This is a genomic window from Celerinatantimonas diazotrophica, from assembly GCF_004339545.1.
GTDB lineage: Bacteria > Pseudomonadota > Gammaproteobacteria > Enterobacterales > Celerinatantimonadaceae > Celerinatantimonas > Celerinatantimonas diazotrophica.
Genome location: NZ_SMGD01000013.1, coordinates 312,275 through 339,209, shown reverse-complemented (window position 1 = coordinate 339,209; position 26,935 = coordinate 312,275). Strand labels below are relative to the sequence as shown.

General features: G+C 40.8%; 23 protein-coding genes, 1 tRNA gene and 1 pseudogene. 10 read left to right on the top strand and 15 right to left on the bottom strand.

All coding sequences use genetic code 11. The features are described from left to right. Nucleotides 1-168: 168 nt before the first annotated feature. Nucleotides 169-1,368, top strand: a complete 1,200-nt coding sequence (locus EV690_RS10650) for an MFS transporter (protein WP_131912984.1) — start codon at nucleotides 169-171, stop codon at nucleotides 1,366-1,368. Between the two features lie 121 nt (nucleotides 1,369-1,489). Here EV690_RS10650 and EV690_RS10645 read toward each other — a convergent pair whose 3' ends face one another. After that, the gene (locus EV690_RS10645) at nucleotides 1,490-2,167 is read right to left on the bottom strand and encodes a hypothetical protein (RefSeq protein ID WP_131912983.1); all 678 of its coding nucleotides are present in this window, start codon (nucleotides 2,165-2,167) and stop codon (nucleotides 1,490-1,492) included. 267 nt (nucleotides 2,168-2,434) lie between these two features. Here EV690_RS10645 and EV690_RS10640 point away from each other — a divergent pair, with 267 nt between their 5' ends. Further along, the gene (locus tag EV690_RS10640; RefSeq protein WP_131912982.1) at nucleotides 2,435-3,046 is read left to right on the top strand and encodes a superoxide dismutase; all 612 of its coding nucleotides are present in this window, start codon (nucleotides 2,435-2,437) and stop codon (nucleotides 3,044-3,046) included. A gap of 851 nt (nucleotides 3,047-3,897) precedes the next feature. Here the strand turns inward: EV690_RS10640 and EV690_RS10635 are convergent. The 4 genes from EV690_RS10635 to srmB form a co-directional block, all read right to left on the bottom strand. Then, nucleotides 3,898-4,290, bottom strand: coding sequence for a hypothetical protein (locus EV690_RS10635; protein WP_131912981.1), 393 nt, complete (start codon nucleotides 4,288-4,290; stop codon nucleotides 3,898-3,900). Between the two features lie 171 nt (nucleotides 4,291-4,461). Continuing rightward, nucleotides 4,462-4,854, bottom strand: a complete 393-nt coding sequence (locus tag EV690_RS10630) for a cytochrome b562 (protein WP_131912980.1) — start codon at nucleotides 4,852-4,854, stop codon at nucleotides 4,462-4,464. Between the two features lie 134 nt (nucleotides 4,855-4,988). Beyond that, on the bottom strand, nucleotides 4,989-6,383 hold the full coding sequence (locus EV690_RS10625; RefSeq protein WP_131912979.1) for a uracil-xanthine permease family protein: 1,395 nt from the start codon (nucleotides 6,381-6,383) through the stop codon (nucleotides 4,989-4,991). A gap of 237 nt (nucleotides 6,384-6,620) precedes the next feature. Beyond that, the gene (gene srmB / locus EV690_RS10620; RefSeq protein ID WP_131912978.1) at nucleotides 6,621-7,856 is read right to left on the bottom strand and encodes an ATP-dependent RNA helicase SrmB; all 1,236 of its coding nucleotides are present in this window, start codon (nucleotides 7,854-7,856) and stop codon (nucleotides 6,621-6,623) included. Between the two features lie 610 nt (nucleotides 7,857-8,466). Here srmB and EV690_RS10615 point away from each other — a divergent pair. From EV690_RS10615 to EV690_RS10595, 5 genes and pseudogenes are all read left to right on the top strand, one after another. Beyond that, nucleotides 8,467-9,012 (top strand): GNAT family N-acetyltransferase, encoded by a 546-nt coding sequence (locus tag EV690_RS10615; protein ID WP_131912977.1) that lies wholly within the window; start codon nucleotides 8,467-8,469, stop codon nucleotides 9,010-9,012. 111 nt (nucleotides 9,013-9,123) lie between these two features. Continuing rightward, a pseudogene (locus EV690_RS10610) lies at nucleotides 9,124-9,669 on the top strand (GNAT family N-acetyltransferase). Between the two features lie 72 nt (nucleotides 9,670-9,741). Beyond that, on the top strand, nucleotides 9,742-9,879 hold the full coding sequence (locus EV690_RS10605) for a hypothetical protein (RefSeq protein ID WP_396022817.1): 138 nt from the start codon (nucleotides 9,742-9,744) through the stop codon (nucleotides 9,877-9,879). Between the two features lie 178 nt (nucleotides 9,880-10,057). Continuing rightward, nucleotides 10,058-10,777 carry a tRNA1(Val) (adenine(37)-N6)-methyltransferase gene (locus tag EV690_RS10600; protein WP_131912976.1) on the top strand — a complete coding sequence of 240 codons (720 nt, stop codon included), beginning with the start codon at nucleotides 10,058-10,060 and terminating at the stop codon, nucleotides 10,775-10,777. 104 nt (nucleotides 10,778-10,881) lie between these two features. Further along, a complete protein-coding gene (locus EV690_RS10595; RefSeq protein ID WP_224055007.1) occupies nucleotides 10,882-12,387 on the top strand; it encodes a Ppx/GppA phosphatase family protein in 1,506 nt (501 codons plus the stop codon). Here the strand turns inward: EV690_RS10595 and fldB are convergent. Further along, complete coding sequence (gene fldB / locus EV690_RS10590) at nucleotides 12,377-12,901, bottom strand: flavodoxin FldB (RefSeq protein ID WP_131912974.1); 525 nt, start codon at nucleotides 12,899-12,901, stop codon at nucleotides 12,377-12,379. The genes EV690_RS10595 and fldB overlap by 11 nt on opposite strands. 64 nt (nucleotides 12,902-12,965) lie before the next feature. Here fldB and xerD point away from each other — a divergent pair, with 64 nt between their 5' ends. The 3 genes from xerD to EV690_RS10575 all read left to right on the top strand — a co-directional run bounded on the left by xerD (nucleotide 12,966) and on the right by EV690_RS10575 (nucleotide 15,550). Further along, the gene (xerD, locus tag EV690_RS10585) at nucleotides 12,966-13,856 is read left to right on the top strand and encodes a site-specific tyrosine recombinase XerD (protein WP_224055008.1); all 891 of its coding nucleotides are present in this window, start codon (nucleotides 12,966-12,968) and stop codon (nucleotides 13,854-13,856) included. A 154-nt stretch (nucleotides 13,857-14,010) separates the two neighbouring features. Beyond that, a tRNA-Gly gene (locus EV690_RS10580) sits at nucleotides 14,011-14,085 on the top strand. A 403-nt stretch (nucleotides 14,086-14,488) separates the two neighbouring features. Beyond that, on the top strand, nucleotides 14,489-15,550 hold the full coding sequence (locus tag EV690_RS10575) for a TQO small subunit DoxD (RefSeq protein ID WP_131912973.1): 1,062 nt from the start codon (nucleotides 14,489-14,491) through the stop codon (nucleotides 15,548-15,550). Between the two features lie 71 nt (nucleotides 15,551-15,621). Here EV690_RS10575 and EV690_RS10570 read toward each other — a convergent pair whose 3' ends face one another. The 9 genes from EV690_RS10570 to EV690_RS10530 form a co-directional block, all read right to left on the bottom strand. Beyond that, nucleotides 15,622-16,179, bottom strand: coding sequence for a cytochrome b/b6 domain-containing protein (locus EV690_RS10570; protein ID WP_131912972.1), 558 nt, complete (start codon nucleotides 16,177-16,179; stop codon nucleotides 15,622-15,624). A 120-nt stretch (nucleotides 16,180-16,299) separates the two neighbouring features. Then, complete coding sequence (locus tag EV690_RS10565; RefSeq protein ID WP_131912971.1) at nucleotides 16,300-17,493, bottom strand: glycosyltransferase family 9 protein; 1,194 nt, start codon at nucleotides 17,491-17,493, stop codon at nucleotides 16,300-16,302. A gap of 685 nt (nucleotides 17,494-18,178) precedes the next feature. Beyond that, nucleotides 18,179-20,341 carry a TonB-dependent siderophore receptor gene (locus EV690_RS10560; protein ID WP_165872730.1) on the bottom strand — a complete coding sequence of 721 codons (2,163 nt, stop codon included), beginning with the start codon at nucleotides 20,339-20,341 and terminating at the stop codon, nucleotides 18,179-18,181. A 505-nt stretch (nucleotides 20,342-20,846) separates the two neighbouring features. Then, entirely contained in the window at nucleotides 20,847-22,304 is a 1,458-nt protein-coding gene (locus EV690_RS10555) for a sensor histidine kinase (protein ID WP_131912969.1), read from the bottom strand. Nucleotides 22,305-22,308: 4 nt separating this feature from the next. Then, nucleotides 22,309-22,980 (bottom strand): response regulator transcription factor, encoded by a 672-nt coding sequence (locus EV690_RS10550; protein ID WP_131912968.1) that lies wholly within the window; start codon nucleotides 22,978-22,980, stop codon nucleotides 22,309-22,311. Between the two features lie 267 nt (nucleotides 22,981-23,247). Beyond that, nucleotides 23,248-23,814, bottom strand: a complete 567-nt coding sequence (locus EV690_RS10545; protein ID WP_131912967.1) for a hypothetical protein — start codon at nucleotides 23,812-23,814, stop codon at nucleotides 23,248-23,250. A 328-nt stretch (nucleotides 23,815-24,142) separates the two neighbouring features. After that, nucleotides 24,143-24,784: an epoxyqueuosine reductase QueH gene (locus EV690_RS10540; protein ID WP_131912966.1), complete on the bottom strand. Its 642-nt coding sequence runs from the start codon at nucleotides 24,782-24,784 to the stop codon at nucleotides 24,143-24,145. 122 nt (nucleotides 24,785-24,906) lie between these two features. Continuing rightward, nucleotides 24,907-26,550, bottom strand: coding sequence for a phosphoethanolamine transferase (locus tag EV690_RS10535; RefSeq protein ID WP_131912965.1), 1,644 nt, complete (start codon nucleotides 26,548-26,550; stop codon nucleotides 24,907-24,909). Continuing rightward, nucleotides 26,547-26,909: a diacylglycerol kinase gene (locus tag EV690_RS10530; protein ID WP_131912964.1), complete on the bottom strand. Its 363-nt coding sequence runs from the start codon at nucleotides 26,907-26,909 to the stop codon at nucleotides 26,547-26,549. Before EV690_RS10530 ends, EV690_RS10535 begins: the two co-directional genes overlap by 4 nt. Between the last annotated feature and the right edge of the window lie 26 nt (nucleotides 26,910-26,935).

Below are 26,935 nucleotides of genomic sequence, written 5' to 3'. Positions count from 1 at the left end.
TTGCGCCAGTTTTTACTCTCTCACTTGAGAGTTTGTTGCGCATTTGCAGTTGATGTTTTATTGCGAACTATGACATTAACCTATCCTGATGTATCGCTGCTGCGGTGATTGGCGATACAGCTAATAAAGCGTAATATAACTCAATAAGTTATTGGTGGAATTTTTGTTATGAATAGCGAGTTCGAGTTGTCGACTTCTCGACGTCTTGGGCAAATATTTTCAGTTGTTGTATATACATTTGTTTGTTATTTATCCATCGCACTGCCTTTAGCAGTATTGCCTTCATTTGTTTATCACACGCTTGGATTTAGCCCCTTTATGGCTGGGTTTATTATCAGTGCGCAATCGATAGCGACATTGATTACTCGACCACAAGCAGGGCGCTATGCTGATTTAATCGGAGCCAAGAAAGTCGTTGTGATTGGCTTGATGTGTTGTGCATTCAGTGGACTGTTTTATATCTTTGGTTTTTGGCTAAAAGCAACACCCTTGCTGGCATTAGGGAGTATTTTTCTGGGGCGCTTGTTACTGGGGTGGGGGGAAAGTTTTACCAGTACCGGTTCCATGTTGTGGGGCTCGACGCTAGTGGGGTCAAAACATATTGCTCAGGTCATCTCTTGGAATGGCGTCGCAACCTATGGTGCAATCGCAATCGGGGCGCCTGTTGGCGTTTGGATTGACAATGACTGGCAGTTACAGGGGCTTGGCATTTTCGTGATTGTTGTGGGGCTGGTCGCTTTTGCATTGGCATTAAAACGTTCTCCGGTCACCGTTATTGCCGGTAAGCGCATTCCTTTTCAACAGGTGTTTGGCCGAATCTGGCCATTTGGGATGGGATTAGCGCTGTCTTCAGTTGGCTTTTCTGTGGTGACTGCATTTATTACCTTGTATTTTGCAGCACATCATTGGCTAGGTGCTGCATATACGCTGACACTCTTTAGTATTGGATTTATGGGAATGCGGTTATTGTTTGGTCAGACTATTAACCGTTATGGTGGATTGCGTGTATCTTTGTCATCATTGGTGATAGAAACAGTTGGTTTGTTGCTCATTGGATTAGCTCCCAATGTCTGGGCCGCAGTAATCGGTGCTTTTTTAACTGGCACTGGTTTTTCTTTGGTCTTTCCTGGTTTAGGCGTGGAAGCAGTCAAGCGGGTTGATGTCGATAATCAAGGAGCTGCGCTTGGAGCTTATTCAGCGTTTTTCGATCTCTCTCTAGCTGTTGCTGCACCATTAGCTGGTATTGCTATTAGTTATACAGGTCTTGGTTCGATCTATCTATATGCAGCAGGGTTGGTTTTTGTTGCAGCAATTATGACGCGACAGATGGTGGTTCGACGTGAGAAAACGCTGTTAGCTCATGAGTAATCATATAGTTTAATGATGCGGGGATAGTCAGCATCAATGTTAGTTGATGAAGAATGAGAAAAAAGAACTATAACGAGTGAGAATACCTGTCAGAATGGCAACTCTGACAGGACTGCATGTTTTAAGAGTTATTCTTACTTAAATTGGTATAGTTTTGGAGCCGTTGTGTTTGGGCTTGTGCAACGTCAATGTTCCACCCGATTTGCGCTAAAAGATACTTGCTGCTGGCAATGAATATAAAGCCATAGCCAAGCAGTTCGGTTCCTTCTTCTGCAATATTTTTAGCAATTCGTACATAGCCATCACTGAGAACTAATTTCCAGAAATCACCCATGCCAAATAAGCGACTAAAGATTAACAATGTAACCAGGCCACAAACCATAATGATATAGGCCTTAGATTGACAAAATTCTGCAAATCCATTGAGTACACTCCCTTTGTAATGATGAGCTAAAGCTATCGCCATCAGGGATACAGCTACAGCTGGATAGACCCAGAAGCCATGCCAAACATAGTCGAATAGAGCATCTAGTTCGCGAATCAATAGTGCCGCATAGAAGCCCGCAACTAACTCATAAAAACCTCGCTGCAATGGCTTAGAAACAGCCAGATAGACAAAAATAGCAACAATGAGTCCAAGAAATGTTTCCTGACTTATTTCTGTCAGCGATATCTCCTTCACCTGGTCGTGAAAAACCGCAATATCAACGTACATGATGCCAAACATTCCAGCAATAAATGCAGAAAATAATAGGAATCGAAAAATCGCATTAAAGACAATCTGGGCGTCATTCTGCATATGAAAACCTCACCATAATAAATAGTTAATGCTAAGAGGATGATGAAATATAGTTGTATCATACTTTTAAATGACGCAAGCATCAAATGCATTTTGATGTTAACTATATGATTTTAAATACATTTATATATATCTTGTATTTATATTCAAATTAGATGTAAGAAAAATGTTACTAAAAGTATAAAAACATTGAATTTTAGTAATGATAAGTATTATCATTTTTATTTGTTAGTAGTAATTATTCAATATAGCAGCTAGGAGAGATAAATGTCTTATTCATTACCTGAACTACCTTATGCTTATGACGCACTTGAACCGCACATTGATGCCCGTACGATGGAGATCCACCACACTCGTCACCATCAGACTTACGTGAATAAGTTAAATGCTGCGATTGAAGGTAGCGAACTCGCTAAGCTCCCTGTCGAAGCGTTGTTGGGGCGCATCGATGAGTTGCCTGAAGATAAACGACAAGCTGTGATTAACAATGGTGGCGGACACGCTAATCACTCTTTGTTTTGGACGGTGATGTCGCCGAATGGTGGAGGTGAACCGACTGACGTTGTCGCTCAAGCGATTACTAAAGACTTAGGTGGCTTTGCGGCCTTTCGCGAGGCATTTACTCAATCTGCTGTTGCTCGTTTTGGGAGTGGGTGGGCTTGGTTATCCGTATCCCAGAACAACACGTTAGTTGTTGAAAACTCTCTCAATCAAGATAGCCCTTTGATGCACTCGCATACACCTATTTTAGGCCTTGATGTTTGGGAGCACGCCTATTATCTGAAATATCAAAATAAACGCCCAGAGTACATCCAGGCATTTTTTAATGTGATTAACTGGCCGGAGGTCGAGAAACGCTATTTGGCAGCAATTGCATAATATTGGAAAAGAGTGTGAATTTAACATGCAATTGCAGTATTAACTAAGGCAGCTTGACTTCGTTTGTTCAATACAATGTTTGGTTTTCTTAATCCAATTGTGTAGTGTTTTCGAAGATAAGGCCAATTACTGTATTCATAGTCATCTCTTCTTTTAAGCTGTTGACTCGATATGACCCGTACATTTGTGTACGGGTCATTTATATAAACCCTAGGGACTGTTGACCTTTTGTGATTAGTTTTGCAGAAATCTGAGAGGGATTTAGGCAAGGCAAACGTTGTGCCGTGTAGTTATTCTCCACAAAGAACGTTTAACGCTGGATAAATTCCTCTCAGATACTGCCCTTGGGGTTCATTTAAACGCATCCTGAACTTTGTTGCCCCCAGCTTGCTTAACTCATTAAGCGACGCAGGGTGCGCCGCGTTCAAAATGCGTTTAATTTGAACAAAACTCAACCACCAAAGGTCAACAATCCCTAGGTATCTCTAACCTATCATTTGTTTTGAAACTTAGTTTGTGCACCCGAGCCAACTAATTTCACTGCCCTCCGCCCGATTCTGGATGATAACTAGGAGACTCATGAGAACTCCTAGGATAAGACCCATAGCTGAAAGTCGTCCGCGCAGCATTGCGGCGATGCGATATCAGCTGGTCAGCACTCGTTTAAGAGCCACTTGGTTGTGTGGATTTATATGAGGAGAACAATGGACACGTAATGCGTTTGCTCGATCGTTTCAAATCAAGTGAGTTTAAAAGTGATGAATCATCAAGGGTTAGAAAATCTGCAGCTAGTTCGTATGATGGATACGCTTTTTATATCAACTTAAATCAACCTATATAGCGCGAGTGGTTTAGATAGCTTCATTTTGTGCTGAAAAATATTTGGCAGCAGGTGTAAAAAAGAGTTGCCATAAAATAAATAGTTTAATGAACAGTGGGATAAAGAAATAAAAGCCATAATGAAAAACATGCGTTCCTAAACGATATAAAGTGAATCCATAAGTCGCAATGACTAGCATCAGCAGTATAAAGCGTGAAAGCTGACGGCCATTTTGAATGCCAATCCCTGTGAAAATATATACAAGCGGTGTTAATACCGCGTTAATGAGAAAATAAGACAGTAGGAACTGAGCATCCCAAAAATCTCTGTATTGTATAAGTTCAAGAGCAAATTGGATTAGGTAATAAATCCCGGCAGTGACAAGGAGGGTTGAAATGAATGAAATAGTTGCAGGTCGTTTCATATGAATTTAAAAATTTATATACGCCGATGAGCATTATGAAGTGGCTAAAAAGCTAGCATAATCTAGCAATAAGTAATTAGTGTATCAATAATAGGGTAGGATGAAAATGGCTTATTGGGGCTTAAGTCGCTCTACTCATCGAATCAAGCTGAATAGAGCGAGGTATTAGGTTTAAACGCCTAGTTTTTTATGATAATACTGACGAAGTTTATTAAGTCCTGCGGCCACTTCTTTGGCTTTATTGAAATCGCCTTCTTTGGCATATTCTTGGGCGAGTTCAACCTGTTTCAATAAGCGATTTATGCCTTCACGAAACACCTGTCGTTGCGGATTATCCACTGGCTTATCCTTTAGAAAATCAGGAACCCCATCCCTTGCTTTAATGACAGCTGCATGAAGTTTAGCCAAATCAGCGGTGATCGATTTAAGCGTTTCGTCTTGCATGACAGCACGATAACTTTTAGCCATTTGATGCATTGAGACCGCGACATCTTGGGCGGCAAAAGAAGGGGTGGCAACAAAGGCAAAACAGACGATTAATAACGCCATTATTTTTTTTGTCATAGATTATATCCTTGAGTTGAGAACTTGCTCGGATATTACTTTAGAACGTTGCTGTTGATAATGTAAATAATTTTTTAAAAGTTATCATATGAATGTGAAGTAAAAGGACTCATTGAGAGTCCTTTTGTGGTTTTTTATTCGACAGGTTCGACTACATTTTGGTTATTAGTAGGCTGAGTCTGTTCAGGCAAAATCAAATTTAAAAGGATGGCGACCATCCCCCCTGTTGCAATTCCAGATGAAAGAATATTTTTCACAAAATCAGGCATAAATTTAAGGAGTTCTGGCTGTTGGGCCACACCTAATCCTAGGGAGAAGGAGATTGCCATAATTAAAACGGCTCGGCGGTCAATTTCTACCCGAGAAATAATTCGAATTCCTGCTCCGGCAATCGTTCCGAACATAATTAATGTTGCTCCGCCTAAGACTGCATCGGGAATCAGTTGCACGAAGTTAGCAACGCCTGGCAATAAGCCTAAAAGCACCAACATAGCAGCAATAAAGTAGCCCACATAACGGCTTGCAACCCCAGTTAGCATGATAATCCCATTGTTCTGGCTAAAGGTTGAATTTGGGAAACTGTTAAATAGGGCGGCAATCGCTGAATTTAAGCCATCTGCCAGAACACCACCTTTAATGCGGCGAATATAAATAGGCCCTTTAACCGGTTCGCCGGAGACTTCAGAGGTTGCGGTAATATCGCCGATTGCTTCCAGTGCTGTCACTAAAAAAATAAGGATAAGCGGGACAAATAAACTAGTATCAAATCCAATTCCAAACTGCATGGGAATGGGGAACGCAACGAAGCTGGTTTTAGCCAAATGTTGGGTATTGACAAGGCCTAAGCAATAAGCAACTAAATAACCAACGGCCATGGCAATGACAATCGAAGCCACTCGCAAATACGGGTTTTTAGAGCGATTAAATAAAACGATTAACGCAATGACAATGCCTGCCAACATCAAGTTTTGCAAGCTGCCGAAACTGCCATCTTGCATTGCTGCATTACCGCCACCAATAGATATCAGGCCAACTTGAATGAGTGTCAGGCCAATAAGTGTGACAACAATACCAGAAACGAGAGGGGTGATAATCCGCTGCGCGTATTCTAATACTCGAGACAGTAGGATCTCGGCCAATGATGCCAATAAAATAGTGCCAAAAATGGCTGCCATGGTGGTACTAATATCCGCGCCCCCTTTTTCAAGGGCTAATCCAGCAGCAATAATTGGGCCGACAAAGTTAAAACTTGTGCCCTGGATAGACAGTAATCCGGAGCCAATGGGACCAATGGTGCGAATTTGAATAAATGAGCAAATCCCGGAGGCAAACAGCGACATGCTAATAATGGTATTGGTCTGTTCTGGTGGAACATGCAGCGCATGACAGATGATTAACGAAGGCGTAATCACGGCAACAAACATCGCCAATAGATGTTGGATTGCGGCAAAAATAGCCTGAGTAAACGGTGGGCGATCATTTAGATGATAAACCAAATCCGTTGATGGCGCCGGTTTCTGGGTGCTCATAGTTATTCCTAGTTTTCCTTGCTGTTGTTTGTATTCCGCTGAATGGGGAAAGCAAACTGAATCTGCTAAATTCTGTGATTGCTGTTAGTCAGAACAGATTCAAGGTTGGGTTATGCTGAAGTGGTTCAGCTGCTTTAAGGGGCGTGATTATAAAATGTTTCGAGCGATTACAAAAGTAAATTTAGGGTTATTTCAAAAGAGGGATGCATCACATTGCTCCCTCTTTTGAAACTGGATTTATGAACGGCGTTTGGGGGCTTTTTTTGCCGTTTTTTTGCTTTTATCTTTAGACTTTGGCTTTTTGGGCTTTTTCTTTAGCTTAGTTGGGACTTTGTGTTGTGGACGCAGGCCATCAATCACGCGCCGACTGATTGAATTTTTAGTATAACGCTCGATTTTCCCCAAAGTGGGAAGGTCGTGTGCTTCAACCAAACTCACTGCCCAGCCTTTTTTACCGCCGCGGGCGGTTCGGCCTATGCGATGGACGTACACATCGGCAGTGCGGGGCATATCATAGTTAATGACGTGGCTGATATCGGCAATATCAATACCTCGAGAAGCAACATCGGTGGCTAGTAGCACTTTCACCTGACCCATTTTAAACCGATCTAGTGCTGCGGTGCGCCGTCCTTGCGACATTTCGCCGCGCAAATAGGCCGCGTTAATGCCTTGGCTTTGTAAATATGCAACCAGTTCGTCAAGACGGTCTCGGGTTTTAACAAAAACAATCGCTCGACTGACATCATCTTGCGTTAAATAATGGCATAGAATGGCCCGTTTATGAGACACATCATCACAATGATGATAGATCTCCATAATTTTACCACGCTCTCTGCGCGGTGGATCGACATCAATAAATTGGGCATCGCGCATCACTTTTTGGGCGAAATCTTCTAAAAGGTTGCCCTCTAGTGTGGCAGAAAAGAGCGCTGTGCGTTGGCGGGCTGTTAACTCGCTGGCAATAAGTTGCATCTCTTTGATAAAGCCCATATCGAGCATGCGGTCAGCTTCATCAAGAATTAACCATTCAATCGCTTGAGTGTCAAAGACCTGTGCGTTGATATATTCAATTAAGCGCCCTGGTGTAGCAACGACAATATCGCAGCCATTTTTAAATTGTTCGGCATGTTCGCTAAAATGCACGCCACCGGTAATATCGATCACTTGATGGCGGGTATGTTGGGCTAACTGTCGGGCTTGTTCAGCGACTTGCACTGCAAGCTCCCGTGTGGGAGTTAGAATTAATACGCGAGCTGGTCCTTTGCCGCGTCGAGTAAAGTCAAGCAAGTGCTGAAAAATTGGAAGTAAATAAGCGAGTGTTTTCCCGGTCCCCGTCGGGGCACAGGCTAATACATCATGGCCATCTAGCAACGTCGGAATCACTTCCTGCTGGATCAAGGTTGGACGTGTTAGCTGCTGGTTTTCTAGGGCTTTAATGAGAGCTTCATCAAGCTCTAATTGGTCAAATGTCATAAGTTCTCTTAAATCAGAAGTGGTATGGCTTATGGGTAAACTTGCAATCGCTTTGGCTGTTTCTAAAGTTTGTTGCTCATTATAAGCGTTATGACAGCAATTATTGAAATTTCTTATGATTTGATTTGGGTGATGCCAAGTTGCAGTCGTAATACCGGCTATAGATATGTGTAGTGGCAAGTCATTTTGGCCACGGTTTGCTAGCTATATCAACCATCGTACTGGTTCCATGGATAAGGGTGAACCTCTTCTAGAAGCGGATCTTTAACTCATTGCTTGCTCACCTTATTTGGATTCACTTTTTGGTTTTTAGCCATTTTTTGATCGACTATGGAAACTATGTGCACGCTAATCTAACTCATTAAATGAATTGACAATATAAGCAACTAAACCGACAACGTTATTCGCAGAACCTGTTTCGTTGTTATGCCAAGAAATAGCTTTTAAACATTTAGGGAGCAGAATTATACTCAGGGTTAGGTTATGAACACTTTTTAACTGGCAACGCCAGTTTAAATTTGACCCATTTATCGGCGTTATCACCGTTGCGGCAGGAGGGTCCGATAGCTGAGAATAGACTGAAGGCCACTATGATATATAAGGAGCATATGTGCAGAGAAATTATTTTATCACATCTAAACGCCTTGGTTTTAGTGAATGGAAGAGAGCCGATTTTGATTTAGCGTTAGGGTTATGGGGCGATTACAACGTTACGAAGTTCTTTGATAGCACGGGTCAATTTACAGAGTTACGGGTTAGAGAACGACTAAGCCAGGAATTAGTAACGAAAAGGAAATTTGGTTACCAGTATTGGCCTATTTTTAAGCTTACTAGCGGTGAGCATATTGGGTGTGCAGGTTTGAGACCTTATGATTTAGATAACAAAATATTAGAGATCGGTTTTCATATACTCCCATTGCAATGGAGAAAGGGATATGCAAGAGAGGCCGCGCAAACCATCATGAGTTATGCGTTTAATAATCTGAACATAGATGCATTGTTTGCTGGTCATCACCCGCAAAATATTGGGTCTCGGAATCTTTTAAAATCACTGGGTTTTCATTACACACACGATGAGTTTTATAAGCCCACTGGTCTAAAGCATCCGTCATATCTGTTTTATTTAAGTGACTATTTAGCCATTCATCATAAATAGTGAAAACTCGATTGGTCATGCAAAGTGTGGTGTGCTTCAACGGGATGAGTGATTAAATCATTTTCGAATTTAAATATGACTATAAGTCGTTATCTTTTAACAAGGAAAATTATGTTTACATTGACTGTTGATAAGGAAGTAAGGCTGGCTTTAGTCGAGCCCAAATTAGCCCCTCTATATTTTGCAATTGTAATGAGAGAGCGGGAATACTTGAGTAAGTGGTTAACTTGACCTCAAGATGCAGAAAATAGCGACTTTTTTCTTAGTTTCATTAAACAGTCATTACACAATTATGCGGATGGCAAGTCATTAGCGTGTGCTATGTTTTATGGCGAGGAATTAGTCGGTAATATTAGTTTTAACACAATTAATCATAACCTTAAAAAAGTTGAAATTGGCTACTGGCTCAGTGAGCAATATCAAGGCAAAGGAATCGTCAGCAAGTCTGTGTCCAAACTGATTGAAATTGCATTTACTGAACTTGATATGCAAAAAGTAGAAATTTCAGCAGCAGTCGACAATCAGCCAAGCCGTAAAGTTTGTGAGCGTTTAGGTTTTAGTCTTGAAGGGATCATTACATGTTCAGAAAACCTAAATGGGCAGGTGGTCGATCATGCGATTTATGGATTAAGCCGAAAAGTGTGGGCCGAAAAATAACAAAGCCAAACTGATCCCATAAAAGCATAACGCCTGACACTTGCAATCCGCAGCCAAGGTAAAGGGGCGTTAATGTTGAAACTGGTTCTTGCTAAAGCGCAAGCGTTAGGCATTGAACGGGTTTTGATCACTGCCGATGAAGATAATTACCCCTCAAAAAGAGTCATTGAAGCAAACGATGGTCCGTTTGAGGAATTTATCCAGCGTTAAACGTTCTTTGTGGAGAATAAACGGCACAACGTTTGCCTTGCCTAAATCCCTCTCAGATTTCTGCAAAACTAATCACCAAAGGTCAACAGTCCCTAGTTATTGGGTGAGCTGCCAGTCGCGCTATAATAATGCATTTAATGAATTGAAATTTTTGTGATTTGATTTAGGAGATGGCGAATTGGAGTGGCAAAATCAGCCGGGATTCACCTTAAAGCAGTTCCATGTGGCTCATCATTTATGCGCAATGAAAGTTGGTACCGATGGTATGTTGCTCGGAGCTTGGGCACAGATTAATAAAGAGCAGCATATTTTAGATGTCGGTTGTGGCAGTGGTTTAATCAGTTTGATGCTCGCGCAGCGTAGTGCTCCAGAAATTAAAATCACGGCCCTTGATATTGACCCTGACGCTTGCGAACAGACGCGTTTAAATGTGATGCACAGTCCTTGGCCGAATCGTATTGGTGTCGTTGAGGCTGATTTTTTAAATTTTGTGGCGCCACCATTTACCCATATTGTTTGTAACCCACCTTATTTTGCACATGGCCAGTCTTTTAACGATCATCGGCGGGCAATTGCGCGACAAACGGGGGCGCTACTTCACTCACAATTGTTAGACAAAGCGGCAATTTTGCTAAAAGAGCGAGGGCGGGTGTCGCTTGTATTACCATTTGCTCAGGCTCAAGCGTTGATTGATTACGCAGTACATCGCGACTGGTTTGTGCATCGCCTTTGTGAAGTTAAGAGCAAACCTACCCAGGCCGAGCCTGTCCGGTTACTGGTCGAATTAGCGCGCTTTTTTAAAGAGACAGAGCATCAGCAACTAGTGATTGAAGATGCTCCGGGACGATATTCATCTGGCTATCGTCAACTTTGTCAGGATTTTTATTTGAATATGTGACAATTTTTGCATCGCTCTTGACGTAACGGGCCAATTAAAGGTCTACTAATTAGAACGATCTATAACTGCTTGAATCCATGCTTAACCTATCTTCTGAGGATCATGTGCCTCAAGGCCAACAGATTGCTGCTCTGGACTTGGGGTCAAATAGCTTCCATTTAATCGTAGCCCGTTGGTTACATGGGCAAATTCACATCATTGACCGGATTAAAGAGCCGGTTCGGCTCGGCTGGGGACTGAACGACAATGGTACGCTCAGTCAGGAGGCAATTGACCGAGCGATGATCTGCTTTAGTCGCTTTGGGGAGCGTTTGCGCACTTTATCGGCCGGGAATGTGCGAATTGCCGGAACCAAAACGTTGCGAAGCATTCGGCGGGCTGATGAGTTTTTAGCGCAGGCGCAGAAATTACTGGGGCATCCGGTTGAGATTATTTCTGGTGAAGAAGAAGCGCGTATTATTTATCTTGGGGTCGCGTGTGATTTAGCTCCTGGAGAAGGTTCTCGGCTGGTGGTCGATATTGGTGGCGGTAGTACCGAGGTCATTATTGGTCAGGGCATGGAAGCGCGTTTAAAAGAAAGTTTAAGTATGGGGTGTGTTGCCATTACTAAACGCTTTTTTGCTAAAGGCAAAGTGACTGCAGGCCGTATTAAAAAAGCACGTACTGCCTGTATGCAGGAATTAGTACCTGTGTTAGATACCCTCACTGAAGCAGGTTGGGATGAAGAGATTGGTGCATCAGGCACGATTCGCGCAGCATCTGAGATATGCGTTGCTAAAGGCTTTAGTAAGGATGGCACGATCAAGCTAAAGTATTTAGAAAAGTTGCTGGATGAATATCATGAGGCTGGGGTTGTCGACCATCCTCTGGAAGGGCTTTCAGAAAATCGCCGGCCGGTTTTTCTGGGAGGATTAATCATTCTGATTACCTTGTTTGAAGGGCTCGAACTGCGCGCAATGACTGCTGCACAATGGGCACTTCGTGAAGGATTACTGTTTGATTTAAAAGGGCGTTTAGAGCATAGCGATCTACGAGAAAGTAGCATTAATAACTTGTCTAACCGTTTTCATGTGAATCAAGAATATGCCTCTCGAGTAGATCGAACAGCCCAGCAATTGCTAGAACAGAGCGAGGATTGGGTGGACAATTGTCAATCAGCGGCTCAGCTGTTGCACTGGAGTTCTCTGTTGTTTTTAGTGGGGCTCGATATTGCGCATAGTGACTATCACAAACACGGTGCTTATATCGTTCAACATGTAGACTTAGCCGGTTTTTCCCGCTCGGAACAGTTAGAATTGGCGCAGCTAGTTCAAGGGCATCGTAAGAGCATCCGTAAAAATTTTCCAGTTGAGCGAGAGACGCTTTTGAGAGTTTTGTTGCTGTTTCGTATTAGTGTGATTTTGCAGCGTGGTCGACGTCATCAGCCGATTCCGATGTTTCAGATGCGCAATGACGACAAGACAATTATGCTGGGGTTTGATTCGCAATGGCTGGATCAAAACCCACAGACACTTGCCGATTTAACAAATGAGCAGCGTTTTCAGCATCAGGTTGGCTATAAGTTAGAAATCACGCCGCTTGTGGCAGATTATGCAGCCATTACTGGCTAAGTTCGTTTAATTCATCGAGCAGTTGGTCGGTCCATTGTTCGATGCGTGCATCACTGAGATCAAATTGGGTTTCATCATCAAGGGCCAGCCCAACAAATTGAGTTTTATCGTCATTGAGTGCTTTGGATGCGATAAAGTTATAGCCATCGGTTGGCCAGTACCCAATAAATGTAACCCCGATTTTGGCTAACTGATCATGTAGTAATCCCATTGCATCAAGGAACCACTCGCTATAACCTTCTTGATCACCCAAACCAAATAGAGCAACAATTTTGCCTTGTAATTTTAATGAACCAATTTGATCCCAAAGTAAATCCCAGTCTTCTTGAATTTCGCCATAATCCCAGGTGGAAATTCCTAGAATTAAAATATCGTATTGTTCCATCATTGTGAGCGGGGTATCTTTAACGTTGTGAACTTGCACAATTTCTTCGCCCCCTAATGCTTGCTGAATTTTTTCGGCAGCCATTTCGGTATAACAAGTAGTGGATCCATAAAATAGGCCAATCGCCATAATGTGTTCTCTACCATAAAATTTGCGTCAGTTTAACAAAACTAATTAAGAGGCCAAAGCGCGCGTGACTCAAATTGTCTCATCGATTGAACAGTTTTTAGATACTCTGTGGCTAGAACAGGGGTTAGCTGAGAATACACTGATTTCGTATCGCAATGATTTAACCAAACTTGCCGATTTTATGGCCAATAAAGGGATCTCGGTTGAACAAGTTAATCATGCAAATTTGCAAGAATTTATTCAGTGGTGCCAAAAACATGGCCAGAAGACCAGCAGTGCTGCTCGACAACTTTCTGCTATTCGTCGTTACTATCGTTATCTATATGCTCAGCAAATACGAGAAGACGATCCTAGTGCTTTGTTGCATTCCCCCAAACCTGAGAAACCTTTGCCATCGACGCTGTCAGAAGAAGAAGTGGATAATTTATTAGCTCAGCCAGAGCTCAATGAACCGATTGAATTACGCGATAGAGCGATGCTTGAGTTGTTATATGCCACTGGACTACGCGTGACAGAGCTGGTTTCGTTAAGTATGGATGAATTGAGTTTGCGTCAGGGACTTGTACGTATTCAAGGCAAAGGTGGTAAAGAGCGCTTGGTTCCGATGGGAGAAGAGGCCGAATATTGGCTCGATCGATATTTTAAACAAGGGCGTGCTTTATTACTCAAGCAAGAATCTGATGTGGTATTTCCCAGTAAACGGGGCGTGCAGATGACCCGACAGACATTTTGGCATCGCGTAAAAGCGTACGCCTTGCGAGCGGGAATTACTAAGCATTTATCACCGCATACCTTACGGCATGCTTTTGCGACGCATTTGCTTAACCATGGAGCGGATCTGCGTGTTGTGCAACTGTTACTGGGCCATAGTGATCTTTCCACGACACAAATTTATACTCATGTGGCCAATGAACGACTAAGACAGGTTTATGATGAGAGTCATCCACGCGCTTAACACAAGCCACTTCAGAAAAATTAACTAAACAGTTGTTTAAAAAGTGATTAATTAAATGAAATTGCTAAAAATATAGCGCATTGTGACTAGCGCTCTGAGTTTTTCTTGATATAATGCTTGCACTTGCTTAAGAGCCTTAAGTTAGTCTGCCTTTGCGGGCATCGTATAGTGGTTATTACCTCAGCTTCCCAAGCTGGTGACGCGAGTTCGATTCTCGCTGCCCGCTCCAATTTTAATGTAAATTTTATTTACCTTCTTATATTTTATCTCTCCACTCTATTTTTAGTGCTGGTCGTGATTTTTCGAAAGACCATCTGGATATGATGCAATGGATGACTCACTAAAATACACATTTATAAGTGAGTTATCGGTTAGTTATTGCTGGGAAAACATATAATCAAAAGGTATTTTTAATAACTAATTATGATATAGGTCTAGAAACATTACTTTCGAATTTGCTAATATATCCTCAAGAAGTAAATTGCTTCTAAAAAATAAGTTATTTTTGTAAATACCAGTCACGTTTCTATGAAAGTACCTTGCTATAAGCCACAAGGCGGCCATTCTATGCGCTGTATTTTTCACTCGTTTTCATGAGATATGTTTTTTGAAAGGTTAATTAAGGAATAGAGATGAATACTAAATCAAACAATTCATTGCCTGATGCTATACCGGCAGCATTATGGCCACTTCTGGGACTCGCTTCTTTTGCCATTCGGCTTGTTTTGGGTTGGACATACTGGGGAGGCGCAAGTCGTCGCCTAATCTATGATCAACTCAAACTTGATCCAAGCTCGCATGCTTATTTAGCGAATAAATTAGTGCATGCAGCACCGGGTGCTGCATTTGATATCACTCCTATTATGCATTGGCTATTACATCAGCCAACACTGCTACATATCGCAATTATTTCTTTCACCTTATTAGAGTTAATTGTTGGTGTCGGCTTAATGCTTGGATTTGCAACCCGTATTCTCTCGATTGGGGGAATGGGATTGGCCATTGTGTTGATGATTATCTTTGGATGGATGGGAACCACTTGCTTAGATGAATGGACCATGGCCGCAACGGGCTTTGCGATGGCAGCTGTCACCTTTATTACTGGTGGTGGTTGGTATTCTCTGGATCGCGTCTTTTTTGGTAATAACGCGAATCAGTCTGCTAAGTTAGCTTGGCTAACAAGTGGCCCATTGCCTTTATCAGGTCGACAATATGTTCGTTTTTCAACGATTATGGCTGTTATATCTATTGTCTTTACAGTTGGATTCTATGGGTATAATTTTGGGGCGCTTGTTACACCATTAGGCAAACGTGTTAATAATGTGCATCCATCTATCGCTCTATCTCAAGGGACACTTCAGGGGCAAACTGTGAAAGTCAATACGTACATGATCACAGGGCCAGATACCCAAGGTGTTTATATCACTCATGTTGCGATTGATAATGGTAGCGCGCAAGTTGCAAGTTACTCATCGGCAGATTTAAAACAAGCCAGCCAGTTGAAATTAACCAATGAATTTGCACCTTATTCAACATGTAAAGCAGTGGATTATGCGGTACGTTGTCAATTAGGCTCAAAAGCAACTTGGCAGTTCCAACTTCCTAAACAGACGGTGATTGACACAACGAAACCAGTTAAATTGGTCATGACTGATGTGGAAGGGAAGCAATATCAGATTAATTTAAAAGATTAAGATCAATACAATGATGAAATCCGATATGAAGGGAACTTGATATCGGATTTTTATATTTGGGAAGTATGGTGCTATTTATCCAAATAGGTTGGGTGTTTTTTTTGTAATGAACGCGCTTTTTTGCTCAGATTGAGTGACATTTCTTTAGTGTATGAACGCCCCGTAATCCTGCCCATAATAATGACTGATGCAATATGAATACAAACGCAACATAAAGTGAAGTTAACTGCACCAACATGCACAAATTTCACCCAGTCCAAATTCCAAAAATAGTCACTTTCCATCATATAACCCGATAGGCCTATGGTTAAAAGTCCACTCCACATACACCAGATCATAATTGCACCAGCTGGATTGTGCCCTTGATGATGATCTTCTCGAGTTGTTGTGACTTCGATGATGTGAGCAAAAGCACTGGGAATATTAGGTAAAAAAGATGACAACCGAGCCGGAGGCTTGGCAATAAGCCCCCATAGTAGTCGTATCAGAACAAGGCTGGTGAGCGTGTAGCCAACCCATTGATGAACTCTGCTACCGGCTTCTGTGACAAAATAATTGATCAAAAATAATATAGCTACGCTCCAATGCGTCAGCTTTACAATGATATCCCAGTGGGTTGCTTTATTCATAAATATCTCATCGTTTATGTTCTGGTAAACATTCTAACCTACAGCCTGTATAGCGCTGGAATGTAGGCAGAGAGATGACTTTACGCTTACAAGCTTAAGGATTGATTAACGAACAATTGATCATAACGGTTGTGCCGTTTCTAAGCTCAGTGGTAATTCTGTTTCAGATTGACTCTCGGTTGAATGGTGAGTGAGCAGGGCTACTGAGGAATTTAAAGCCGGACGCTCAGACATGACCTTTTGCAAAATGGCGGCGGCATTAAAATCAGTGATGTTGCGGATATAGATACTTTTTTCATTGAGCAGACCGTAAACAACGGGGTTTGTATGTGTATATAAGCCAATACACCGGCTATCAACGGCATCAGCTAGGTGCAATGGACCGGTGTCGCAACTAATGAAGGCATCATTATATTTTAAAAAGCCAGCAAGCTCTCGTAAGCCTTTTGCTCGGTATATCGAGCTATCATTGAATAATGGTTCACTCATATCTGGCGCCATCACTTCAATCCATTGAATTGGCAAAGTAGATGCTTGTGTAAATTGATCTAGAATTTTCCGCCAAGTGTCATCGGTCAGTTGTTTTTGCCCTCTAGCACCTCTGAAAAAGGCGATACAAAGTTGCTTTGTGTCGACATTGTATGCGCGACGACTGGATAGCCCCTTGGCCTTTTCAGAATCACTGAGAGTCATTTGATAGTTGCCAATGGGGGCTGCAAACTCATAAAGTTGTGGAATCAGATTGAGACATTGAAGTGCAGCATGACCGAAGGTATTTTGGGATGGCACGGTATGAGTATAAGCCTCACGATAGCGCGCGTTCTCATAGGCTATTTTATTTTTGGCATTGAGTAGGGCGCAGATAATGGAATCTTGTGATGAACCACAAGGCACTAATGCTAAGTCATAGCTGTCTTTTCGTAATGCCCAGAGTGACTGAAAGCATAATCGTAAATTTTTCAATCGAAATTGACTGAATCGAAACTGATGAATTCCCAGATGAGCAAATATCTGCCGCTGCCAAGGTTCTTTAAGAATTAAAGTAATCTGGGCGTTGGGAAACGTTGTTTTGATCTGATTAACAAAGGGGAGCAAAAATACTGTATTGCCGATACGACGATTACTCCTAATAATTGCGATACTTTTGATCTGTTCTTTATCAAGTAGCTGAGTTTGCGTATTCCGTTTTTTGATTAATTGTAATAATAGGCCTATTAATGGCTGCATTATTTTTTTGCGGGAATGATCAACTTTTCGGGAGAAATTTTTTATTTGCGTCTTATCAAAAATTTTCAGCCATCGGGAACTTGTCATTATAACCTCTTGAATCGAAAGAGTATCAGAGTAATTAAATACGCAGTCTAATCGTCATTTTTTAAGATTCTCTTAAGAAGGTTCAATTGTTTTGAGAAATAATGCCATTAAAAATAAAATGTTTTTTGTCAATATAAACAGAGCAAATCGACAACTTAATAGCAAATAAAGATATAATTTTAAGGTGAATGACATGACTGACTAAAATAGCGAATCAAATAATCGAGCTGATTGGACATATAGCTACATGTATAAAAAAACTATTTCTATTTATCTTGTTGGCGCTAAGCACTTGGATATTAAATATAAGTACTGTTGGGATGTTGTCATCGCTTGGTGAAACAGCTGGATTTATTATTCAGTAAAGTAGGGAATATTATAGTGCATTTATTTAGACCCGTATTTTGGCAGGCGGTGGGAAGCTAGTACTTTTCTTACTTGTTAAAAGTCGGGCATCAATGCCTTTTGTAGTTGTCTTAATAGACGATATTTTCAGAAGAAAAGTCTCTTTTCAGAAATTCGCTAATTAGATATGCAGATCTTGAAGGTTGGATTGCAAAAATTCGTATGGTGCAGGGTGTACTCATTTAATCGCAAACAATTACATATGACATAAGCGCCCTCGTCATCGTGAAGAGGGCGTTCATAGTCACCATCGTGAAGTGATAGTTTGATTAACAGTGATTTATAGTTTGTAGTTTAAACCAATGGTAAAGTTCAGAGGAGCGCCGTAGCCATAGCCATCTGCATAGACAGTATTGTAATAAGTTTTGTCGAACAGGTTATGAACATTTAACTGGATCTGTGCTTTTGGCGTCAGATCGTAGCGAGCCATCAGGTTGAAGATAGCGTAATTAGATTGCTCGGTACGATAGCCATTTCGGTCATCAGAATAGATTTTGCCTTGCCAGTTTACGCCACCACCAACGGTGAGTTTCGGCAGTTTTGAGACGAAATTGTAGGTTGTAAAGACTTTCAACTGCTTTTTAGGGTAGTTTGTATTGATGTCAGTATTTGAGGAGTCTTTAGCTCGGTATTGCGAATACCCGGCACTGATGTTCCAACCCCGCTTAATTCGTCCGGTTGCTTCCAGTTCGAATCCTTTGCTGGTCATTGTTTTTTCTTCGTAAATAGGGTGTCCACTAGCCATGTATGTTCCGCTACCTATTGCATAGTGATCTTGATTGGTTCTAAATAACGCGATAGAAGTATGTAGATTGTCATTTAAGTAGGTGCTCTTTAGCCCGATTTCATAGGTTTTACCTTCAAGCGGTGCAATAAGCTGATCCTTGCTATTATATTTATCCTGGGGACTAAAAATTTCGGCATAGCTGACATAAGCGCGATGGTGCGGTGTGATGTCATACAATAGACCTGTATATGGGGTAATTTTGCCAGTCGTATTGTAATAAGAAGTGTTAAAGCCCTCTCGTTTCCAGTTAGAGACACGAGCGCCTGCTATCCATTTTAAATCGTCGCTAATATTAAATCGGGTTGCAGCGAAAAATCCTAACTCTTTGGTATCATAATTGGCGTTCAAGGTTGGTGCTGGAAATGTTGTCGCTAAATTGCCGGAAAAGGATGACAGGTTTCCAGAAAATGGTGTCCCATAATTGTTCCCGTTGGCATAGTACTGTTTAAGATTCTGTTTACTATAGAGTGCCCCCGTGACGAATTCATGGTTGCGATCAAACAATGTATAATTGCCATTTAACTGTATATCTAATGTGTTGGCGTTATTTTTACCATGGCTTTTAAGTGTATAAACTAATGGATTGTCAATATAGCCTCCAAAAGTGAGTAATTGACTGTGTTGTTTGTATTGTGAATGGTTATAGTCAATTTTGAGTTTCCAACCGTTACTAAAATAGTGTTCTAAATTTGCAAAGTAGTAGTTTGCGTTAGTGTCATAGTAGCTCCAGTTGGCTGCGGTAGACTTAGAGCGGCCCCATTTGGTCAACGTCCCATCGGATGAATAAGAAGGTAGAAATCCCCAAGTGGCTCCAGGCGCATTATTATCCTGCATCCCGGCCCCGACTCGTAGCAATGTATTTTCTGTCAGATCCGCGTCAATGACAGCGTATAAAACGGAGGTTTCTTTGCTGTAACGGTCAATAAAAGAATTGTTTTTATTATATTTTGCGACAATTCGACCGCGGACTGAGCCATCTTTGTTAAGGCCGCTGGAAAGGTCGGTTGAAAACTCTCGTTTATCCCAACTGCCCGTTTGCATGTTGACATAGCCAGTAAATTTTTTGCTGTTGGCATGTTTGCGCACAAAATTAATTGAAGCTGCTGGATTGCCTGATCCGGTCGTTAAACCTGTTGCACCACGTACGATTTCAACGCTCTGATAGGTGGATAAGTCAATCAATGTTTGTCCCAACGCGCCACCTAGTCCCCCCAATGGTTGAATTGAGCCGTCAATTTGATAGTTACTAACTTGGAAACCACGGGAGATAAACGTATTGCGCTCTGTATCAGCAGGGATATTAGACAGGCCAATGGTATTTTCTACGATATCTTTAATATTGGTTAGATCTTGGTCTTTAATCCGTTGTTGAGTAATAACCGTCGTCGCTTGAGGAATTTCTCGGTCAGTTAGATTGAGTCCGGTCGCACTAGTGACATCTTTACTCGCGGTGTAACTTCCTACAATAGTGATTGGTGCGAGTTTGTCTTTTGTAGGGCTTGATTGGTGATTTGACTGCTTTGAATTATTTGAATGGCTTTTTTGGCTATTTGAGTTGCCTTTTGAACTATCTGAATTGGCAGCGATAGCGTATGCGGAGGCTATAGACAGTGCGAGGACAGACAGTTTGAGAACGTGCTTTACTTGTACTTTCATGATCTTTCCGTTGATAATGATAATTATTTTCAGTTTGATAATAATTATCATTAAAATATTATTTATTCAAATTATTTTGTCGAACTATCTGGCTATTTTGCTGAACGAAGGATGTTGCGATACACCAGAGTATTGGCTGGTAAAAAGTATGGGTTTTCTCTTTAAAGGAAGGCTCATGAGCAAAGCTAATGAATTGCTGACATGTAAATGCTGCTAATCAATTGGGTATATAGCCATATTTATTTTGCGGGTGACATCTGCAAAGCGGGGAATGTATTTCGATAACAGCATTCAGGATTTTGTAAAAATAACGGTGTATCCGCTCGATACATTTGAGGAAAGAGTTATCAAGCTGCGCATGAAGACGATTATGTTTGTTGTGTGTCTGTGGCTGTCAATAGACGAAGAGTTAATCGCACTGAATGAATTGAAGCCACTGATGAGAAGCTATCTTTTCACTACATATACGCCGATAATGTATGTTTATGGTTGATGAGTTCTTGATTTAACCATTGGCAATACCAATAGAGACCGAAAATTCATTCTTATCATTTTGTGAAAAAGATAATTGATAGTTATTTTTCTCACATAGTTTTTTCACAATTGAAAGTCCTAATCCATAATGGTCAATGTTGGTTCGTGATGAATCAATTTGATATAGCGGTTTGGTTAAGCTTTTTATTTGTTCTGCTGAAACCGGAGTATCAGTTTGATTAGAGATTATGAATTGTTTGCCCTTGGTATCCGCATGCCAGACTATTGTGATTGGACTATTTTTTGAGCTGTAAAATAGTGAATTATCAATTAAATTTTGAATAATCACACTCAAGCTAAATTCATCCGCTTGGATATGTATAAATGATTGCTCTTTGATGATCAGTCTTTGATTCAAAAGCGGGTACTTAAATCTAAGGCCGTCTTTGATTTTGTCCATTAAATTAATCAGATCGAGTTCTTTTATCGTAGTTTTAAACGAGGATGAGGAAGCCTTTTGTAATAAGAGTAAATTTTCAACAATCGCTTTCATTCGTTGGGCTATATTTAACATATCTTGTGCATAGGTTTGGCTGATCCGTTGATCTTTGGGATACGTAATATGCACTTCGCTAAGCGTAATCATTTCTGCTAGTGGGGTTTTGAGTTCATGCGCAATATCGGCTGTAATTCGCTTTTCATTGTCAACGAGTTGATTATTTTTATGAATGAATTCGTTAAGTTCGTGGCGAATAGGGGCGATTTCTTTGACTGATTTTTGAGGAATCGGAAAATAAATTTCTCTGTCGACTGTTTCTTTGAGATTGCGGTAATTTATGAGCTCTTCATTGATTTTTTCGAGAGGTTTTAATCCCTTGATAATTAATTTTTTAGTGATATAACGCATAGTCCCCATCGCTAAAATAAAACTGCTAACCAGCAGAATATCAACTAACCATAATAGATTATCGAGTGCTTTCGCCGAGCGGTAAATTGTCAAATAAAAGGGTTCAGTTTTGTGACTTGCATTCAACGGAATAAAATATGATAGTGAGGCTCTACCGAGTGCACCATTCGGCATGACGACCTGAACAACTTTATCTTTGCCAATCGCTAGCTTAGGATGAATAAGGTTGTCCTGGGGGTAACGTTGTAGTGTTTTTGAGCGCATTAATGTTTTATTTTTTTGCCAGAGTTGAAAAAAACGCGGATGGCTAGTACTTTTAAACCCGGGCATGAAATGTTTATCAAAGGTGATAATAGTTTGTTGGCCGTTCGTTTTGATCTGTGATTTAAGGTAATTTGCTTGATCGATCATTCCCTGATCAAATTGGTTTTGCACCCAAATATCCACGCCGCGGTCAACACAGATAAAGACAATCAGTAAGATAACGCCAAATATAAGAGAAATTGAGTTAATTAAATTTCTTTCGATAGAGGAAGATGAACGATCAAACTCTTTTATTTTTTTTATTATGTTTATTCTCATTCAATTAACCTTGGGCAATGTAGCCAAAACCTCTTTTTGTTTTAACGGGAAGTGTTAAATTTAAGGCTCTAACTTTTCGTCGAATCGAACTCATATGAACTTCAATTGAGTTTTTGGATAAAAAGTCAAAGTTGCCAACAACAGCGGTACTTATTTTTTCTAATGACACAACCCTATTAGGTTGATTGAATAAGCACTCTAAGATTTTATACTCATTCGGTGTTAGAGTAATCATCTGATCTTTATAATAAAAGTTTCTGTCTGTTAGGTTAAGCGTAAAATCGCCAATACATAAATTATCATTGGCTTTTTCTACTTGCCCTCGACGCATAATGGTTAAAATGCGTGCATGGAGCTCTTCAAATGAAAACGGCTTAGTCAGATAATCGTCAGCTCCCTTCAAAAGTCCGCTAACGCGATCTTTTGCCTCATTTTTGGCTGATAAAATTAGCACCCGAGTCATAACCTTTTGTTTGCGCAGTTTTTCTAAAATGCTCATTCCATCCATTTTAGGTAGCATCAGGTCAAGAATAATAATGTCATAATGGTTATGTCGGGCCATATTATAGCCGGTTTCGCCATTATCAGTATCATCGATAGTAAAACCAAGATTACCTAAGCCGACAACTAAACTTCGACGGAGTAGTTCAGAATCTTCTATTAAGAGTATTTTCATATTGTTTCATATCTATATAAAATATAAAGAAAATATTATGGCTAAATATTGTGCTGTTCACATTTTTAGAGATCTGTATTATTAGTCCGCTGAATGAGTGAAAAGTTTCATTTCGTTATGAAATTGAGTCTATCTAATTGATTGAAGGAAATGGAATAAGCGAATGAGAATTATTATCTATATAATAATTTTACTAAGTAGTTGGGTGAGATGAAAGTAGCTATAGACGCTTGTATGGCGCATCCATATGCTACTTTTGTCGATGTTTCAATCGAATTTATATTCGTTGTGTTGGTTTTTCTTGACTGAACCCGTCAAGGAGAGCGCTGGGAACATGCGGGTTCGGACATAACCACAATAAGCCAGCAATATAATCGCCAAGGCTAAAAGCCCAACTCCAGGGAGAGTAAGTGGCAGACCATTTGTATGTAATACCATTAACGGAAAGATAATATAAAAAATACCGCAAATAAGGACATTCGTATAAGCTGCAAAACGGTTGCGATAGATTCCGAAGGCACAGACCAACGGACAGAAAATGCCGACGCTTACGGTGAAAAATCCAACTAGTACACCGCGTTGATATTCGATATGCGTGACAAAATAATGTGCTAAATAGGCCAGCGGAATCGTTAATACGATCAGTAATGTGACTAATGCTATTTTTAATGTTCGATTGTTCTTGAGCTGTTCAGGCGTTGGGGTTCCTGCGATTAAAAAAGCAACTCGATTTTCTCTCATTCCTTGGTCGCGTAACTGCTCAAATACTTCAGTTTTTCTCTCTCCATTGGCAATTCGTGTTTTAATTTGAGTAATAATTTCGTGAGTATCCATGGTCCTTCGCGTGTCCTAATTAAGCATATAGCTTATACGTTGGCAGTTAAACAATAACCGTGATGTGAGTGAATCGGTATAAAGGCCATTGACTGAATCAAGATGAATGAATTCAACTTACAATAAATATTGCATGGATGACAAATAAAATGACACTAGGGACTGTTGATTTTTCACAACGGTCCCGTGTGTGTTTACTCGACCAAAGTACGCTAATGAATAATGAAGCGGCAGATAGTAGATCTGCATCCACCACTCGGTTAGGTTGAGTGAAGCTTTTGGATGTCAATCAGTCTACCCATGATGAACTCATGGGTCATAACCTTACTTATTGATACTGGTCTGCCCCGATTTCAATCACATCCATTCCCTTGGCTAGTCGCCATCGGTTAGTGTCGCGCAGTGAATAGATGCAACCGCAATACTGTTGTTGATAAAAATGCTCTTGCTTGGCAAGCTCGACCATCCGTTGCGAACCACCTTGCTTGCGCCAGTTAAATGACCAATATTGAAGGTTGAGGTAGTGACTTGCGGCTTCTTGCCCACAGGCGTGAATCTGTTCTAGATTTTTCCACCGGGAGATCCCCAAACTGGAGCTAAACAGTTCAAAATGATGTTGATGGGCAAAACGCGCTGTTTGTTCCAAGCGAATGTCAAAACAAATTTTGCAGCGTTGGCCGCGCTCAGGTTCATCTGCAAATGCTTTGGTGCGGTTTAACCAAGCTTTGGTATCGTAATCCCCATCGATAAATGTTACCCCGTATTTTTTCGCAAATTGTATGTTTTGCTCTTTACGTAGCAAGTATTCTTTTTGTGGCTGAATATTGGGGTTATAAAAATAAATGGTCACATCAATATTTGAATTGACCAATCTTTCAATAATGCTTGCTGAGCATGGTGCACAGCATGAATGTAGTAAGAGTCGTTGGGTATGATTGGGTAATGTGAGTGTAAAGTCAGTATCAGGCATAATGGTCGTGGGTATTGTTTACAATAAAAAATATACTCTGACAATGACTGGGCCTTGGTGCTATGACTTAAACCAATAAAGAAGATAAAAAAGAGGAGTCCAAGGACTCCTCTTTTTGGTGGCTAATGGCGACAATAGTTGAAGATATCTTGCTGAGGACGATAGATAGACGTTTTGACATCCATAATCCCCAACAGGGAGTCGAATAAGTTGTCTTGACTAAAGTAGTCGGTCTTTTTCGAGTAGGATTTCATACATTTTAGGTTTATCCCACTTTCCTTTTGAATACCGGGTGATAGCCAAACCATCAGCGGTACTCGGCGTTGATAAATCGGCGCAAAGCTATAAGGTGCACCGTGCAAGAAAATGCCATCTTCACCCAGTGATTCACCATGATCAGACATATAAATCAATGCGGTATTAAACTGACTGGATTTGCTTTTGAGTTTATTGACTAAAGTTTTCAATACAAAGTCGGTATAGCGCAACGTATTATCGTAGGTGTTTTTAATCTGCTGCACTGAGCAGTTTTCAATATCTGCGCGGTTACAAGTTGGCTTGTAATAGCTCATCTTCGGTGGATAGCGGCGATAATACGTTGGCCCATGGCTGCCGATTAAATGCAATACGATAACCCGGTTGCCTTTCATTTGGTTGATCTGCTGATCAAGGTTATTCAGCAGTGCCATGTCATAACAGGTCGAACCATCACATAGGGGCGATTTTTGTTTTGGATCGAGGGTGATCTTCCTAACATGCTGTGCAACTCGTTTGTCGCCACCATCATTTTCTTTCCATAACACATCTATTCCGGCACGTTTAAATATATCTAACACATTATCTTGGCGAGGTGCTTTCGCTAGATTGAGGTTTTTTCGGTCCATGCGAGAGAACATGCATGGTACTGAAATAGCAGTTGCTGTGCCGCAACTGGCGGCATCTTTAAAGCGGATCATATTAGTTAGATCGTTGGTGTAGGGCGTAGTGTCACGCTGATAACCATTAACTTGATAATTTTGTGCTCGAGCGGTTTCACCTAATACCATAATTAATAGTGTTGGCTTGCTCTGGGCTTGTTTGAGCGCTTCTGGGGTTTGATGGGCATCGAGGCCAATTTGGGTGTATGGAATAGGCTTTGTAAAATAGGTCCGATGTAAGTATTGAATCGTGCTATGGATAAAGCTTGCCGGAACCATCCGATCGCCTAAGTATTTGTTATTTCGTATAACCGAGGCATAATCTTGATAAAACATTGCGGCGATGAGCACAATGCCGGCAGCAGAAGCGATAACATAAAGAATCTTTTTGAGAATAAACTTAATGGCTGATTCTTTTTTAATCTGGATGCATGAAAAAATAACGGATGGCAAAATCCCGATCATTACAAACCACAACAGCGCAAACCAACTAAAATAAGATGTTGCTTCGCTAGAGTCCGTTTCGAAGATATTTTGGACCATGTTGCGATCAAAGAAAATGCCATAGTTATATTCGGCAAAGAATAATACACATGACAACAGGATTAAAATGACCGATATTGGTTTAGTGATAAATGGCCAGGTCACAGCATTAAAAATAATGTTGTATGAAAAGATGAAAAAAAATGGAATTGATATAACAAACCCTACACTAAAATTATCTAACTTCTCCAAGATGTGGTAAACATCCGTGTAGATAGCGATATTGGGGATCAGTGTGATAAATACTGATAATAGAAGTGTATAATTTGCGTTAGAGAGCTTGAAGTTAGAAAAGTAATTTTTCATGCGACTAAAATTATTACCCAAGTAAAGATGGCTAAAAAGATGGCTAGTAAAACGGCCAGTGAACCTAAGTCCTTGGCCATTTTGCTGTATTCATTCCAATCGGTACCGATACGATCCACGACCGCTTCAATCGCAGAATTTAGAACTTCTGTGATTAAAATTCCGCCTAGACTCATCACTAGTAGAACTTGCTCTGTAGCCGAAATCGAAAGGAAAAAAGTTAAGATACTAAGAGGGATGCAACAGCAAATTTCTTGGCGAAAAGCGGCTTCCCTCCAAGCAAATTTAAGCCCTTGAAGTGAATAACCTGTGGCATAAACGATTCGTTTTATTCCTTTATGTGTGTAGGTATGGCCCATTTCAAAAATACCGATATGCTGCGTGT

Bases quoted from the DNA above. Each gene is read 5' to 3' on its own strand.
- EV690_RS10605 (WP_396022817.1), top strand. From the start codon at position 9,742: ATGTTGAAACTGGTTCTTGCTAAAGCGCAAGCGTTAGGCATTGAACGG.
- EV690_RS10565 (WP_131912971.1), bottom strand. From the start codon at position 17,493: ATGACAAGTTCCCGATGGCTGAAAATTTTTGATAAGACGCAAATAAAA.
- EV690_RS10530 (WP_131912964.1), bottom strand. From the start codon at position 26,909: ATGGGCCATACCTACACACATAAAGGAATAAAACGAATCGTTTATGCC.
- EV690_RS10550 (WP_131912968.1), bottom strand. From the start codon at position 22,980: ATGAAAATACTCTTAATAGAAGATTCTGAACTACTCCGTCGAAGTTTA.
- EV690_RS10540 (WP_131912966.1), bottom strand. From the start codon at position 24,784: ATGCCTGATACTGACTTTACACTCACATTACCCAATCATACCCAACGA.
- EV690_RS10630 (WP_131912980.1), bottom strand. From the start codon at position 4,854: ATGACAAAAAAAATAATGGCGTTATTAATCGTCTGTTTTGCCTTTGTT.
- EV690_RS10555 (WP_131912969.1), bottom strand. From the start codon at position 22,304: ATGAGAATAAACATAATAAAAAAAATAAAAGAGTTTGATCGTTCATCT.
- EV690_RS10570 (WP_131912972.1), bottom strand. From the start codon at position 16,179: ATGAATAAAGCAACCCACTGGGATATCATTGTAAAGCTGACGCATTGG.
- EV690_RS10560 (WP_165872730.1), bottom strand. From the start codon at position 20,341: ATGAAAGTACAAGTAAAGCACGTTCTCAAACTGTCTGTCCTCGCACTG.
- EV690_RS10650 (WP_131912984.1), top strand. From the start codon at position 169: ATGAATAGCGAGTTCGAGTTGTCGACTTCTCGACGTCTTGGGCAAATA.
- srmB (WP_131912978.1), bottom strand. From the start codon at position 7,856: ATGACATTTGACCAATTAGAGCTTGATGAAGCTCTCATTAAAGCCCTA.
- EV690_RS10575 (WP_131912973.1), top strand. From the start codon at position 14,489: ATGAATACTAAATCAAACAATTCATTGCCTGATGCTATACCGGCAGCA.
- fldB (WP_131912974.1), bottom strand. From the start codon at position 12,901: ATGGCGATTGGCCTATTTTATGGATCCACTACTTGTTATACCGAAATG.
- EV690_RS10635 (WP_131912981.1), bottom strand. From the start codon at position 4,290: ATGAAACGACCTGCAACTATTTCATTCATTTCAACCCTCCTTGTCACT.
- EV690_RS10535 (WP_131912965.1), bottom strand. From the start codon at position 26,550: ATGAAAAATTACTTTTCTAACTTCAAGCTCTCTAACGCAAATTATACA.
- EV690_RS10545 (WP_131912967.1), bottom strand. From the start codon at position 23,814: ATGGATACTCACGAAATTATTACTCAAATTAAAACACGAATTGCCAAT.
- EV690_RS10645 (WP_131912983.1), bottom strand. From the start codon at position 2,167: ATGCAGAATGACGCCCAGATTGTCTTTAATGCGATTTTTCGATTCCTA.
- EV690_RS10625 (WP_131912979.1), bottom strand. From the start codon at position 6,383: ATGAGCACCCAGAAACCGGCGCCATCAACGGATTTGGTTTATCATCTA.
- EV690_RS10640 (WP_131912982.1), top strand. From the start codon at position 2,435: ATGTCTTATTCATTACCTGAACTACCTTATGCTTATGACGCACTTGAA.